Genomic DNA, 14,309 nt, shown 5'->3' on the forward strand with positions numbered 1-14,309 from the left:
TTTTTGCATCGCGTCAAATTTTTTCAGATTTTTAGGCGCAAAAACCGCAATGCGGTACATCGGGAACGGCCAATGCTGAAGTCAATCCCGTAGTCCTTTTCTTTACCCTCGCGGTGACGTCGCCGCGAGTTCGCCAGAGCATTGCAGATGCTTTGAGATCCGGGCGCCCTTCATTGGGTGTAACGCGTTTTGGAGTGCGTTACCGTCCGGAGCAACTCGACATGTCCGGTCTGTTTTTTCGTCGCGATGATTCGCGGGCGTAGACACGTCTGTGAAAAACACGACGCCATGCTTCGACTAACCTCAAAGGAGATTCACCCATGTTCGTACATAACAAACGCCTGCAGTACACAGTGCGCGTCGCAGCGCCGAATCCTGGTCTCGCCAACCTGATGCTCGAGCAATTCGGCGGGTCGCAAGGCGAACTCGCGGCCGCATGCCGGTACTTCACGCAAGCAGTCGGTGAAGACGATCCGGGCCGCAAGGACCTTCTGTTCGACATCGCCACTGAAGAGCTAAGCCACCTCGAGATCATCGGTTCGATCGTCGCGATGCTGAACAAAGGCGCCAAGGGCCAGCTTGCTGAAGGCGTGGAAGAGGAAGCCGAGCTTTACCGCTCGCTGACGGGCAACGGCAACGACTCGCACATCACGTCGCTGCTTTATGGCGGCGGTCCCGCGCTGACGAGTTCGGCCGGGGTTCCCTGGACGGCTGCCTATATCGACACGATTGGCGAGCCGACTGCCGATCTGCGTTCGAACATTGCAGCCGAAGCGCGCGCAAAGATCGTCTACGAACGCCTGATCAATCTCACCGACGACCCGGGCATCCGCGACACGCTCGGCTTCCTGATGACGCGCGAAATCGCGCACCAGAAGTCGTTCGAGAAGGCGTTGCACTCCATCCAGCCGAATTTCCCGCAAGGAAAGTTGCCGGGCAAGCCCGAATTCACAAGCGTGTACTACAACATGTCGCAAGGCACGGAACCGGCGTTGCGCGGACCGTGGAACGAAGGCGGCGACTGGAAGTTCGTGGAAGATCCGCAGCCGGCCGTGGACGGCGGTGACGGACTGGCAAGCGTTGGGGTATCGGAAGCAGACATCGATGTGCTGCAGGCCATGGCCGCACGCACGGCATCAGATCCGAGTTCGGATCCGACGACGGGCGCCGATCTGGGATCGGGTCAGGCGATGGTGTCGTAACGCACCAAGGCCCTTCCAGCACACACTGGAAGGGCTTTTTTTCGTCTACGCTTCGCCTCGTTCTGCCACAACGCGCTTCACCATGAACCAGTAGAACAGCGCGGAACATCCCGCTATCACGCCGCCTGAAATCAGCGCGATGGTGTACGAACCGGTTCTATCGACAATAAACCCTGCCACCACCGGCGAGAACGCACCGCCAAAATAACCGCCGAAATTCTGGATCGCGCTCACGGAGGCAACCATCGACTTGGGCGCGACATCCGACGCCAGCGCCCATGCCGCACCAATGATCGCGGCAAGGAACGCGAGGCCGAGCGTCATCAGCGTGATCGTCATTCCCAACGAGTCGACGAACGGAATCGCCACCGCCGAAATGGCAGCGCCGATCGCGCAGATCACGATCCACATGCGCTTCGCATCGATAGGCGTCGCCATGCCGCGATCGACCATTTTCTTCGTCAGATACCCGACGATGATTTCCCCCACGGCGCCGCCAATCCACGGAATGCTGGCGTAAAAACCGAGCTGTACGAACGAAATGTGGAAGCGATCGAGCAGGTACAAAGGCAGGAAAACCAGGAACAAATTCCACAACCAGATCGCGCAGAAGTAGCCGAGGATCATGCCCCAGACGCTGCGATGCGTGAACAAGCCGCGCCACTCGTGCGTAGAGTTGCTGATGGACCGTTCGCGCCCGCCGCCGCCCGCTTCTATGTACGCAAATTCCTCTTTCGAAAGCCGCTTGCTTTGCTCCGGATTGCGATAAAAAAGCAGGAAGACGATCGCGAACACAATACCGACTGCACCCGCCACGTGAAAAAGCGAGCGCCATCCGAATGCAACCATCAGCGCAACGAGCACGGCAGGCGCGAGCGCCGGTCCCCATTTAGATGACGAATCCCAGATCCCCGTCGCAAAACCACGTTCCTTGTTCGGAAACCACGCGGCCGTGATTTTTGCCGAAGTCGGCCAGCATGGCGCTTCGCCGACCGCAAGCAGCGCGCGCATCACGAGCAACCCGCTCACCGATCCCACCACGCCGGTCATGTAGGTCGCGACGCTCCACCAGATCATCGCGACTGCATACGCTTTTTTCGCGCCGAACCGGTCGATGACCCATCCCGCCGGCAACTGCATCACGGCATAGGTCCACGCGAAGACGGTGCCGAGCAGACCAATCTGCGTCCGCGACAAACCCAGTTCCCGGATCATTTCCGGCGCTGCAATGGAAAGACTTGCGCGGTCGATGTAATTGATGATGCCGCCGGCCACCAGCCAGATCAGCACGGTCCATCGGAAGTTCATGCTGGTTTTACTTGCAACGACTGCAGGGGATCCCAGCTTCTCGGCCACGTCCGGCTCCTCGTCTACGCGATTGAACGTCCTTTTTTGGGACGCGAAGAGTCACACTATATTCAGCACGCGCTTCACATTACAGCCGCGTTAACCCGCCCGGGAACGCTCGGAGACCGGCACAAATGCGATAATCGCAGGCTATGCCCAGTTTCGGAGAACCCACAATGAGCCGCCTCGACAACCCATTCCACGACCAGGAGGCCGGCCGGGCCGACGCGACCCAGGACACCACGCGCATCGACGATGTCCGCATCGGCGCCGTCCGTCCGCTGATCTCGCCCGCGCTATTGCAAGACGACCTGCCCGTGACGCCGTCCGTGCAGACGCTGGTCGAACAAAGCCGCGTCGAGATCGCCAATATCCTGCAAGGACGGGATGACCGTCTGGTCGTCGTGGTCGGACCGTGCTCCATCCACGATCACGATCAGGCGATCGCATATGCGCAACTTTTGAAAACCGCCGCCGACGCACTACGCGACGATTTGCTGATCGTCATGCGCGTGTATTTCGAAAAGCCGCGCACGACAGTAGGCTGGAAGGGTTACATCAACGACCCCTTGCTCGATGGCACTTTCCGCATCAATGAAGGCCTGCGCCGCGCGCGTCAGTTGCTGCTCGATATCGGCAACATGGGGCTGCCCACCGGCACGGAATTCCTCGACCTGCTGAGCCCGCAATACATTGCGGATCTGATCGCGTGGGGCGCAATCGGCGCGCGCACGACCGAAAGCCAGAGTCATCGGCAACTGGCATCAGGCCTGAGCTGCCCGATCGGATTCAAGAACGGCACCGACGGCGGCGTGCAGATAGCAGCAGACGCAATCGTCGCGGCCGCCGCCAGCCACGCGTTCATGGGCATGACGAAGATGGGCATGGCCGCCATCTTCGAAACGCGCGGCAACGCGGACGCACACGTCATCCTGCGCGGCGGCAAGAAAGGTCCGAACTACGATCGCGAAGGCGTGGCTGCGGCCTGCGCCGCGTTGAAGGACGTGGGCTTGCGTGAGCAGGTGATGATCGATTGCTCGCATGCAAACTCGGGCAAGTCACATCTGCGTCAGGTCGAAGTAGGCGAAGACATTGCGCGTCAATTGAACGATGGCGACAAGCGGATCATCGGTGTGATGATCGAAAGTCATCTCGAAGAGGGACGGCAGGACCTGAAGCCGGGTGTGCCGTTGCGCCGGGGTGTATCGATTACCGACGCATGTCTCGCATGGACGCAGACCGAGCCCGTTTTGCAGACGCTCGCCGCAGCGGTGCGCGAGCGTCGCAAGCACTGAAGATGCGTTGTTAATACATTGATCGAACGACGCGCCGAAACCGTTTTCGGCGCGTCGCATGCTGCAGTCCCCGATTCGTCCACCGCCCCGCTTCGTACCCTTCCCACTCGTTTCGCGCAGCGCCGCGCAAAAACGCAGCATATTTTCCAGCTTCACAAGCAAATTCATTCGGCATAGACTGGGTCACAGAGTCGTCTTGCATCAAACGTTTTTCGTAGTGATTCGCAGATCGACCGGCCACGCCGGTTGGGTTCGTATCCAACAACGTAAGCGAGGCGACACTGATGGCTGATACCAGTTACATGGCGCGCAAGTCGGTCGAAGACATCATCAAGAGTGCTGACGGCGGCGAACGCCCGCTCGCAAAAACACTCGGCGCGCTCAGCATCACTGCAATGGGCATAGGCGCAATCATCGGCGCAGGAATCTTCGTGCTGACAGGCACCGCCGCCGCTCAGTTCGCCGGGCCAGCCATCATTCTTTCGTTTGTGCTCGGCGGTGTCGCATGCGCTTTCGTCGGACTTTGTTACTCGGAGCTCGCCGCCATGCTGCCCGTTTGCGGCAGCAGCTACACCTACACGTATGCCACGCTCGGAGAAGTGTTTGCGTGGATCATCGGCTGGGACCTGATACTCGAATACGCGATGGGCGCCGCCACGGTCGCGGTCGGATGGTCGGGGTATATCGTGAGCTTGCTGCATAACCTCGGCATGACGATACCGCCGCGCTTTGCCGCCGCTCCCGGCACCATGGTCAAGCTCGCCGATGGCACATCGGTTTCCGGCCTGGTCAATCTTCCAGCCGTGTTCATCATTGCGGCACTCACGCTGATGCTGGTGATGGGCACCAAGGAATCGGCGCGCCTCAACAATGTGATGGTTGCGATCAAGTTATTCGTGGTGGTTGCGTTTCTCGCGCTCGGCGTTTTCTTCGTGCATCCCGGTAACTGGCATCCCTTCATTCCGCCCAACACCGGCGAGTTCGGCAACTTCGGCATGAGCGGAATCTTGCGCGGTTCGGCGGTGGTGTTCTTTGCGTTCATTGGCTTCGACGCCGTTTCCACCGCCGCGCAAGAAGCACGCAAGCCGCAACGTGACATGCCTATCGGCATTCTCGGGTCGCTCGTCATCTGCACGATCTTGTATATCGCCGTGGCCGGCGTGCTGACAGGTCTCGTGCCTTATGGCCAACTGAACGTGCCCGATCCGATCGCCAAGGGCGTCGACGTGATCGGCCTCACGTGGTTCTCCATCCTGATCAAGGTAGGCGCGCTGACCGGGCTGACGACCGTGATCCTCGTTTTACTCTACGGCCAGAGCCGCATCTTCTTCACGATGTCGCAAGACGGACTGCTGCCTGGACTGTTCGCGCGGGTTCACCCGCGGCTGAAGACGCCGCACCTGAGCCAGACGATGATTGGCGCGGTAGTCGCCGTCGTCGCCGCCTTTACGCCGATCAATGTGCTGGGCGAGATGGTCAGCATCGGGACGCTGTTCGCGTTCGTGCTCGTATGCGGCGCGGTGATCTACCTGCGGCGCAGCGACTCGGGCGCAAACCGGCCGTTTCGCGTGCCGGGCGTACCTATCGTGCCGATTCTCGGCATCCTCTTCTGCTTGTTGCTCATGACGGGTCTGCCGCTCGTCACGTGGATGCGGCTTGTCGTCTGGCTGGTGATCGGACTCGTGATCTACGTCTCGTACGGTCGCAATCACTCACGCCTGCGGCATCCGGAGACGCACGCCAAATAGTCAGGCGGCGCGGCGAGACACTCAGGCAGGCAGGATATTCGACGCCTGCTTGCCCTTCGGCCCCTGGCCGATATCGAAGCTGACCTTCTGGTTCTCCAGCAGCGTCTTGAACCCTTCTGTCTTGATCTCGGAGAAATGGGCGAACAATTCTTCGCTGCCATCGTCCGGCGTGATGAAACCAAAACCCTTTGCATCGCTAAACCACTTCACTCGTCCGGTCGGCATGGCCGTCTCCTGGCTGCAAAAAGTCGGAACGGTAGCACGCATCGACTGCGGGGTTTCGGTTTACTTGCGGCAAACGTTCAGCAAAAGTCGCAACAGGCGTCGACAAACATTGGGGCGATGACGATTGCCTGATTGCTCGATGCAGGCAGCGACTCGACGCCTGCGCAGTGCCGGCTCGAGAAGCCCGCGGCCTCAAATCGGCCCGATCCCCTGCATCAGCAACGCAACGGCATGGGGCGCGATGTTGTCGCGTCTCGGCTTCCATCCGCGCTCTTCGGCCCATTTGTAATTTGCGGCGAGCGGCAACAAGGTGAGCCCGAACAACGAGACGAACAACAGGGACGGCTCAAGGTGCGGATTGAGCTTGCCCTCCTTCTGCCATTTTTCGATACGTTCAATCGATGCCTTCTGGTTTTCATCGCCGAAACGTTCTGCTATCCGCTGGCGCAGCAAGCCGCCTTCACTGATCACTTCGCGAATCCACAGGGTCGCGAACCACGGGTTTTGCTCGGCCACCGTCACCAGCCCTTCTACAAAAGCGCGCAGCGCCTCAGCCGGTTCCGCATCCGAGTTGGCAAACGCGGACCCAAGCTTGGTGCGCAAAGGGACGAACCGCTCGTCGATCAGCACGTCCAGCAACTGATCCCGCGTCTTGAAGTAGTAATGAACCATGGCCGGCGTGACTCCCGCCTCGCGCGCGATCGCGCCGAGTGTGGTTTCCATGATTCCCTGACGCGCGAACAGCAACAACGCGACATCGAGCAGAAGCGTCCGTGGCTCGCCGTTTTGCCCGCCCGACGGGCGCCCGCGCCGGCGCACGGGCTTTTCGGGGTCGGCTGAAACATTACTTCGGGAAGCTTCGGTTACATTTTTAGTCATAGTCGCAATTGACCCGGGAAGAGACGTGACCTAATATTAACTTCAATGTTAATTAATTGCAGGCACTCGATGGAAACCTTCCAACCCACCGTTGCGCTTCCCGCAACAGAGCGGCCGCCCATCCGATTGTTGTTCACGGCGCTTCTGCTCGTCATGCTGCTCGGCGCGCTCGACCAGACAATTGTGTCGACAGCACTTCCGACCATCGTGGGCGAACTCGGGGGGCTTGAAAGCCTATCCTGGGTCGTGACGTCCTATTTGCTGACGTCCACTATCGTGGTGCCGCTGTACGGCAAGTTCGGCGATCTGTTCGGCCGCAAGGTCGTGATCCAGGCTGCCATCCTGATTTTTCTCGCGGGTTCGATCCTGTGCGGCGTCGCGCAGGACATGACGCAGTTGATCGTGCTGCGCGCGTTGCAGGGGCTGGGCGGCGGCGGCCTGATGGTCGTGACGATGGCCGCCATTGCCGACGTGATCCCGCCCGCGGAACGCGGCCGCTACCAGGGCCTGTTCGGCGGCGTGTTCGGCCTCGCTACCGTGCTTGGGCCCTTGCTGGGCGGGTTTATCGTCGAGCATCTGTCATGGCGCTGGATCTTCTACATCAACGTGCCGTTAGGCGTCGTGGCGCTGATCGTGATCGGGCTGGTGTTCAAGCCCCATGTGGCACATGTGAAGCATAAAATCGATTACATGGGCGCAGCGTTTTTGGCTACGTCGCTCACTTGCATCATCCTTTTCACCAGTCAGGGAGGCACATTGCTGCCCTGGAGTTCGCCGCAACTATGGTTCACGCTGGCGCTCGGGGTCATCGCGATGGGCGGTTTCATCTACGAAGAACGTCTGGCAGATGAACCAATTATGCCGCTTGGTCTCTTCAAGGAGCGCACTTTTATATTGAGCGGGATGATCGGGTTCATTATTGGCTTTTCGCTGTTCGGCGCGACCACGTTCCTGCCGCTCTATCTGCAGGTGGCGAAGGGTTCGACGCCATCGCAAGCCGGTTTGCAGATCCTGCCCATGATGGCCGGCGTGCTTTCAACGTCCATCATCAGCGGCCGGATCATCAGCAAGATTGGCAAGTACCGCTGGTTCCCGATTTGCGGCACGGCGCTGGTGGCGGTTGCGATGTTCCTGTTGTCACGGCTCGAACTCGCCACGCCGCTGCACATCATGTACCTGTACATGTTGCTGCTTGGCCTTGGACTCGGGATGGTGATGCAGGTGCTCGTGCTGGCGGTGCAGAACGCGGTGCCGTTCAAGCATATCGGCGTGGCGACATCCGGCGCGACACTGTTCCGGTCGATAGGCGGTTCAGTCGGCGTCGCCACGTTCGGCGCGATTTTCTCGAACGGCTTGCAAAGCCGGCTCGCCAATGCCCTTCCGGCGAACACCGAACTGCCGCGTTCGATGGGGCCCGCGATGGTGCATCAGTTGCCTGCGGCCATGCGCGAGGTTTATCTCAACGCCTTCGCCGGCTCCATGCATGTGGTGTTTCTGGTGGCGAGCGCCGTTGTAGTGCTGGCGTTTGCATTGTCCTGGTTCATGCAGGACCGGCCGTTGCGGAACTGATGAACTGCGAGGGTGCGTCGGCTTTGGATTCGATTCGTTTGGTATAAGCTGACGCACTTTAAATCAGTCGCAATTCAGGATATCCGCACCATGAAACTCAAGCACGTGATCATCGTCTCGACACTCGGCGCATTCGCCCTCATTTCAAGCCGCGCATTCGCCGAAACCTATCACTTCGGCGAAGGACAATCGTCCGTATCGGGCGGAAGCACGAAACATCACTCGTCTGCGCCCAAGCATCGCAAGCACAGCAAGACGCGGAATAACGCGTCGTGATCTTCGCATCGTGAGGTCACGTCGTTGATGCAATCCCCGCAGGAAAGACCTGTCAGCGAAGACCGGTTCTGTATGGATGCCGCTGGCGCTCAGTTGTGGCGCATCGCGCCACCAACGCGCCCCAGACACGGGCGCACATGCGCATTGCCGCACCACTTCTGAAGTGTCCACACTCGAGCACATGCGGACCGACTTTGTCCGTTATGAACCGCGCTGACAAATAAAGACATGAGATAAGTGCATTCGAGACATTGCACGTCTCGCAAAAGCCGCTTGTCCAAAACAGGCCTGATACTCGCTCTTTACGAGGCTGACTTCACTCAGCCCTCGTAGGTATCAGCCATGCACCAGCGCCAGGCGCAACGCAAAATCCCCGTCACCGTGATTTCCGGTTTTCTCGGCGCGGGCAAGACCACGCTCGTCAATCACCTCATGCAACAACACACGGGCGGCCGCATTGGCGTGGTCGTGAACGAGTTCGGTGAAGTCGGTATAGACGGTCAATTGATCGTCGCCGAAGAAGAGGCGCTGATAGAAATAAATAACGGCTGCGTGTGTTGCACCGTGCGCGCCGACCTCGTAGCGAGCGTGAAAGAACTCCTTGCACGATCGCATGCGGGGATCGAAAGACTGATCGTGGAAACGTCCGGGCTTGCCGACCCCGCGCCGGTGCTTCAGACCTTCCTTGCGGACCCCGACTTGCGGGAAGCAGTGGAACTCGAGTCAGTCGTGACCGTGGTCGATGGGCACCACTTCGGCCAGCAACTCAACGATGAAATCGTCCGCGAGCAAGTCGCATTCGCCGATGTGATCGTGATCAACAAGATCGATCTCATCGATCAACTCGCGTTGCAGCAACTCGAACTTCAGATTCGCTCACTCAATCCGACTGCATCCATTACTACCGCAAGTCATTCACGCGTTGCCGCTGATTCGCTGCTCGGCGTGCGGCGCTTCTCGTTGCCTGCGCTGCTCGAACTGGAACCCGATCTACTCGATGAAAACGCGCACGACCACGAGCACGATGTGTCGATTCAATCATGCGCGTTGATCGAGACCGGCGCGCTCGATCCGGACCGGTTCAATCGATGGATCAATCAGCTTGTACAGGAACGCGGGCAGCAACTCATGCGCATGAAGGGCGTGTTGCACTTTGCGTCGGAGCCGCGCCAGTTTCACTTTCATAGCGTTCATATGCTTCTGGAAGCGCGCCCCGGCCGCGTATGGCGTGCGGATGAAACGCGTGAAAACAAGTTTGTTTTCATTGGCCGCGATCTGGATATGCCACGTCTTCGGAAAGCGTTCGCAGATTGTCTTTGCCCGTCGTGAATTTCTAACCTCAAGGAGCCTGCAATGAAAAAGTCTGAAGCGTTCACGCTTAGCATCGGTGTCCTGGCTGTTGTCGACACTTATGTCACCGCCACCGTCTTTCCAGTCCCGGTATGGGTAACGTTTATCGCGTGGGCGTCGTTTTTCGTGGTCGGCGGCGGGCCAGCCGGGTTCGTTCAGAGCGTTGCATCGAACCTGGTCGGGCTTGTCATTGCATCGCTCTCGCTGCTCGCGATCGCAAGCTCGGCACAGACGCCCATCATCGCCGCTATATGCGTAGGCGTAGGCAGCGCGGCAATGGTGCAGGCATCGAAGCTCAAGTTGCTCAACGTTCTACCTGCGGTGGTGTGGGGCTTTGCATCGACGGTCGGCACCACGGTGGCAACGGGCAAGGCCATCACGACTGCGGGCATTCACAATCCTGCGCTCGTCGCCGCGGCCGCGCTGATTACCGGTGCGCTGTTCGGCATCGTCTCGGAAGTGCTCGGCGATGCCCTTACGCGCAAGCCCGAACCGCAGCTCAACTGATTTCACGGAAAGGAGAGTAGAGAATGAAACTCCAGCACAACCTCGGCGGACTCGAGAATCTCGGCCCGGTGAACGTGGAAACGAATGTGTTCGTGCAGCCATGGGAGAAACGCATCTTCGGCATCCACACCGTGATGATGGCCGAGAGCACGCACCTCGCTGACGCGCTGCCACGCTATCCCGTCGCCGAGTTGCCCACTACATTCAAGAACACGTGGACATGGGCGTCCCTGCGTACCGGCGCCGAAGGGATGCAGCCGTTCGAGTACTTCAAATATCGTTACTACGAGAAGTGGCTGATGGGCATTTCGCAGTTTTTCATCGATGAAGGTTATGTATCGGCTGACGAGCTCGACGAAAAGACTCGCCATTTCCGTGCTAATCCGCAAGCTGCACTTCCGGATCAACCCAACCCAGCGATCGCCACGCAAATCAACGCGTATCTGGTGAAAGGCGACTCGGGCTTCCACGAGTTCAAGGAGGCGCCGCGTTTCGCAACAGGCGCGCGCGTGCGCGTGGCCGACCCCGACGCGGTGGATCACACGCGGCTGCCGGGGTATTTGCGCAACAAGGAAGGAACGGTGGATCTCGTTTATCCCGGCGCATTTTCCTACTTCGTGTCGACGGGACCAGACGGAATCGGTCACGCGATGCCGGTGTATCGCGTGGCGTTCGATGCGGCGGATATTTGGGGCAAGGAGAAAAGCGAGCCCAACACGACCATCTACGCCGATCTGTTCGACGCCTATCTGCTTGCCTCCGACTGACATCTTCACCATGAGCCAGGAACCGACAACATGAGCGAACTATTCAAATACGACGATGAACGCGAAGCCGCGAGTGCAGCAAGGGTTCGCGCGCTGGAGGCGCTGCTGATCGAGAAAGGTGTGCTCGGCAGCGATTCCGTCGACACCGTGCTCGGCCATTTCGAAACGATTGCGGGACCGTTCAACGGCGCACGCATCGTGGCGCGCGCCTGGGTGGACCCGGCATTCAAGCAACTCCTGATAGACGACACACCCAAAGCCATTGCGTCCATGCAACTCCCGCAAGGCATGGATGGCGCCGAAGGCGAGCACATGGCGGCGGTCGCAAACGGCAACGGCGTGCACAACCTGATCATCTGCACGCTGTGCTCGTGTTATCCATGGCCCGTCCTCGGCTTGCCACCGTATTGGTACAAGGACCCTGTGTTCCGTGCACGCGGCGTGCGCGAACCACGTGCGGTGCTGCGCGAATTCGGCGTTCCTGTCGCGCCGGAAACGGAGGTCAAGGTCTGGGACAGCAGCGCGCAGATCCGATGGTTCGTCATACCCGAACGACCCGCCGGAACGGAAGGCATGAGCGAAGATGAACTGGCTGCCCTCATCACGCCGGAAGCGATGATGGGCGTGGCGCTCGTGCCTTCGCCATTATCCGCAGCATCGGTTGCGGCCTGATCATGTTCACGCGCTTCGAGGAATACGCCGCGTCGAGCATGCTCGGCCAACCTGATTCGCCGCCACGCCTGCAAGGCAAGTTTCTCTTCGACAAACCCTGGGAACGCGAAGTTTTCGGCCTTGCGCTGTCGTTATCGAAGGCCGGTTATTTCGAATGGGAAGCCTTCCGGCAGAACCTGATCGAATCCATTGCGCAATGGGAGGACGGCTATTGCGAGGGGCAACCGCGCTGGGACTATTACGAACGCTTTTTTGTCGCACTGAAAAAAACGCTCATAGAGACAGGCGTGCTGTCGGCTTCCGAAATGGCGCAGATCGATGCGGTATTCGCAGATGCCGGCGCCTGAGCGATCACTTATTCACATCCGGGCTCACGCCCTCTGGAGATTCACATGATGAACGAAGCTGTACTCGATCCGATTGCACTCCCCTCGCCGCTACCCGTTCGCGAACTGATGCCGTGGGCCATTTTTGGCGGCCTGATCATGCTTCTTGCCATCTACTTTGTCGGCGCGGAAGAAGGCGCTACATCGTTGGTTCCGGGAATGTACGTGCATGAATTTGTCCACGACGGCCGGCATTTGCTCGGCTTTCCCTGCCACTGACAAGGAGCGTCCCATGGTCGGTAAATTATTGGTGCGCGGCATGCTTGCGGGAATCGCCGCCGGCTTGCTGACTTTCAGTTTTGCAAAGATCGCAGGCGAGCCGCAAGTCGATCAGGCGATATCGTTCGAGCAAAAAGCGGATGAAGCCAAAGGCGAAGCGCCCGAGCCCGAACTCGTCAGCCGTCACACGCAGGCGGGCATCGGATTGCTCACGGGAGTGCTTGCGTATGGCGCGGCGATAGGCGGATTATTCGCACTAAGCTTTGCCGCGATGATCGGCCGGGTCGGCAAGCTTGGCGCGAAACCATTGTCCGCACTGATCGCGCTCGGCGGCTTCGTTGTCCTGGTCGTTGTGCCCGGGATCAAGTATCCGGCTAATCCACCATCGGTCGGGGACCCGGAGACGATCGGCTTCAGGACCGGTCTCTACTTCCTGATGATTGCCATTTCCCTGGCAGCGATGGTGTTTTCGCTTGGCGTTCGACGCGCTGCGCTAAGTCGGCTTGGCGCCTGGAACGCGTCTATTATTGGCGGTGCACTATTTGTCGTGGTCATCGCCGCCGTGCAGATTGCGATGCCCGCAATCAATGAAGTGCCAAGCGCTTTCCCCGCGGTGCTGCTCTGGAAATTTCGCCTGGCGGCCTTCGGAATGCAGGTGATCATGTGGACTGCGCTGGGGCTTTTATTCGGAGCCCTCGCAGAGCGAAGCCTGTACAGCGTGTCATCGCGGCAAGCCATGCCGCGGGCTTACTCAAACGGTTAGTCGTCGAATCCTGGAACTGCGTATGCGCAAGATCACCGTCGCTATGGTGTTGTTTCCCGGCTTTCAGTTGCTCGATATCGCAGGCCCCAAGGATGCGTTCGCCGAAGTTCGCATCCTGAGTCACGGGGAATGCGAGTACGAGATGCTGACAGTCGGGACCACTCGCGGTTCCGTACAGTCATCGAGCGGCCTCACGGTCGTCCCCGACAGGACGATCTTCGACCCGTGCCCGCAGTTCGATACGGTCATCATCCCTGGCGGCCTCGGCATCTTCGAAGTGCTGGAAGATTCCACGCTTAGCGAGTGGCTCGTCAGGCAACGCCGTCTCAGCCGCCGTATCGCCGCGATTTGCAACGGCGTCTTCGCGTTCGGTGCGGCAGGCATGATCGACAACCGTACCGTCACCACTCACTGGATGGACGCAGCGCGCCTCGCCACCATGTTCCCGAAGGCGAATGTCGAACGCGACCAGATCTATGTCAAGGACGAAGGAATTTATACGACTGCGGGCGTGACAGCGGGTATCGACCTGGCGCTGGTGATGATCGAGGAGGACTTCGGCAAAAAAATGGCGCTGGATGTCGCCAAGTATCTGATCGTGTATGTCCGGCGCGCGGGAGGTCAATCTCAGTTCAGTCCGCTGCTGGAAACCCAGGGTACGGCCGATTCGCAGATCCAGCCCGTCAGGCAGTACTTGCTCGACAATCTTCATCTGCCGCACACCATGACATCGCTTGCCGAGCGGCTGAACATGAGCGCGCGCAATCTATCACGGGTTTTCAGCAAGGAATGTGGCGTCAGCCTTATCGCGTTTCTCAACGACGCACGTATCGATGCCGCCCGGCGTTATCTCGAGAGCACGGACCACGCCGTATCCGTGATCGCGCGGCGCTGCGGCTTCGAAAACGCCGATACGCTCAGGCGCACATTCAGCAAGCGCCTGCATATCAGTCCGATGGAATACCGCCAGCGGTTCCGGTCCAACGATCTGGGCAATGCCGAAAGTGGTTCGAAAAGGGACCGGGTGTCCGAGAAGGTTTGATCCGCGGGTACGGCCACGCGGGGCGACGAGCGGCCCTGTTCCATTCATTTCGCGCTAGCATG

At 59.4% G+C, this 14,309-nt stretch carries 16 protein-coding genes; 13 read left to right on the top strand and 3 right to left on the bottom strand.

Translation table 11 applies throughout. The features are described 5' to 3' along the window. The first annotated feature begins 320 nt into the window (after positions 1 to 320). Entirely contained in the window at positions 321 to 1,202 is an 882-nt protein-coding gene (locus AXG89_RS18595) for a manganese catalase family protein (RefSeq protein ID WP_062003329.1), read from the top strand. A 45-nt stretch (positions 1,203 to 1,247) separates the two neighbouring features. Here the strand turns inward: AXG89_RS18595 and AXG89_RS18600 are convergent, their stop codons facing one another. Then, complete coding sequence (locus tag AXG89_RS18600) at positions 1,248 to 2,558, bottom strand: MFS transporter (protein WP_236873467.1); 1,311 nt, start codon at positions 2,556 to 2,558, stop codon at positions 1,248 to 1,250. Positions 2,559 to 2,725: 167 nt separating this feature from the next. Between AXG89_RS18600 and AXG89_RS18605 the strand changes: the two genes are divergently transcribed. Both AXG89_RS18605 and AXG89_RS18610 read left to right on the top strand, forming a co-directional pair. Beyond that, entirely contained in the window at positions 2,726 to 3,844 is a 1,119-nt protein-coding gene (locus AXG89_RS18605) for a 3-deoxy-7-phosphoheptulonate synthase (protein ID WP_062171524.1), read from the top strand. A 284-nt stretch (positions 3,845 to 4,128) separates the two neighbouring features. After that, positions 4,129 to 5,592, top strand: coding sequence for an amino acid permease (locus AXG89_RS18610; RefSeq protein WP_062171525.1), 1,464 nt, complete (start codon positions 4,129 to 4,131; stop codon positions 5,590 to 5,592). A 21-nt stretch (positions 5,593 to 5,613) separates the two neighbouring features. Here AXG89_RS18610 and AXG89_RS18615 read toward each other — a convergent pair whose 3' ends face one another. Both AXG89_RS18615 and AXG89_RS18620 read right to left on the bottom strand, forming a co-directional pair. Then, a complete protein-coding gene (locus AXG89_RS18615; RefSeq protein ID WP_060818122.1) occupies positions 5,614 to 5,817 on the bottom strand; it encodes a cold-shock protein in 204 nt (67 codons plus the stop codon). Positions 5,818 to 6,009: 192 nt separating this feature from the next. Then, positions 6,010 to 6,696, bottom strand: coding sequence for a TetR/AcrR family transcriptional regulator (locus tag AXG89_RS18620; protein ID WP_062171526.1), 687 nt, complete (start codon positions 6,694 to 6,696; stop codon positions 6,010 to 6,012). A gap of 69 nt (positions 6,697 to 6,765) precedes the next feature. Here AXG89_RS18620 and AXG89_RS18625 point away from each other — a divergent pair, with 69 nt between their 5' ends. From AXG89_RS18625 to AXG89_RS18670, 10 genes are all read left to right on the top strand, one after another. Then, positions 6,766 to 8,265, top strand: a complete 1,500-nt coding sequence (locus AXG89_RS18625) for an MDR family MFS transporter (RefSeq protein WP_062171527.1) — start codon at positions 6,766 to 6,768, stop codon at positions 8,263 to 8,265. 90 nt (positions 8,266 to 8,355) lie between these two features. Beyond that, positions 8,356 to 8,541, top strand: coding sequence for a hypothetical protein (locus tag AXG89_RS18630; RefSeq protein ID WP_062171529.1), 186 nt, complete (start codon positions 8,356 to 8,358; stop codon positions 8,539 to 8,541). Positions 8,542 to 8,883: 342 nt separating this feature from the next. Then, positions 8,884 to 9,870 carry a CobW family GTP-binding protein gene (locus AXG89_RS18635; protein WP_062171531.1) on the top strand — a complete coding sequence of 329 codons (987 nt, stop codon included), beginning with the start codon at positions 8,884 to 8,886 and terminating at the stop codon, positions 9,868 to 9,870. 24 nt (positions 9,871 to 9,894) lie between these two features. Next, on the top strand, positions 9,895 to 10,398 hold the full coding sequence (locus tag AXG89_RS18640; RefSeq protein ID WP_062003336.1) for a DUF1097 domain-containing protein: 504 nt from the start codon (positions 9,895 to 9,897) through the stop codon (positions 10,396 to 10,398). A gap of 23 nt (positions 10,399 to 10,421) precedes the next feature. After that, on the top strand, positions 10,422 to 11,165 hold the full coding sequence (gene nthB / locus AXG89_RS18645) for a nitrile hydratase subunit beta (RefSeq protein WP_062003337.1): 744 nt from the start codon (positions 10,422 to 10,424) through the stop codon (positions 11,163 to 11,165). Between the two features lie 30 nt (positions 11,166 to 11,195). Further along, positions 11,196 to 11,837: a nitrile hydratase subunit alpha gene (gene nthA, locus AXG89_RS18650; RefSeq protein ID WP_062171533.1), complete on the top strand. Its 642-nt coding sequence runs from the start codon at positions 11,196 to 11,198 to the stop codon at positions 11,835 to 11,837. A gap of 2 nt (positions 11,838 to 11,839) precedes the next feature. Next, positions 11,840 to 12,184 carry a nitrile hydratase accessory protein gene (locus AXG89_RS18655; protein WP_062003339.1) on the top strand — a complete coding sequence of 115 codons (345 nt, stop codon included), beginning with the start codon at positions 11,840 to 11,842 and terminating at the stop codon, positions 12,182 to 12,184. 48 nt (positions 12,185 to 12,232) lie between these two features. Further along, on the top strand, positions 12,233 to 12,442 hold the full coding sequence (locus AXG89_RS18660; RefSeq protein WP_062003739.1) for a CbtB domain-containing protein: 210 nt from the start codon (positions 12,233 to 12,235) through the stop codon (positions 12,440 to 12,442). A gap of 13 nt (positions 12,443 to 12,455) precedes the next feature. Continuing rightward, positions 12,456 to 13,205: a CbtA family protein gene (locus AXG89_RS18665; protein ID WP_062003340.1), complete on the top strand. Its 750-nt coding sequence runs from the start codon at positions 12,456 to 12,458 to the stop codon at positions 13,203 to 13,205. Positions 13,206 to 13,227: 22 nt separating this feature from the next. Further along, on the top strand, positions 13,228 to 14,247 hold the full coding sequence (locus AXG89_RS18670; RefSeq protein ID WP_062171535.1) for a GlxA family transcriptional regulator: 1,020 nt from the start codon (positions 13,228 to 13,230) through the stop codon (positions 14,245 to 14,247). Positions 14,248 to 14,309: the final 62 nt, after the last annotated feature.

The sequence above is a fragment of the Burkholderia sp. PAMC 26561 genome (assembly GCF_001557535.2).
Taxonomy (GTDB): Bacteria; Pseudomonadota; Gammaproteobacteria; order Burkholderiales; family Burkholderiaceae; genus Caballeronia.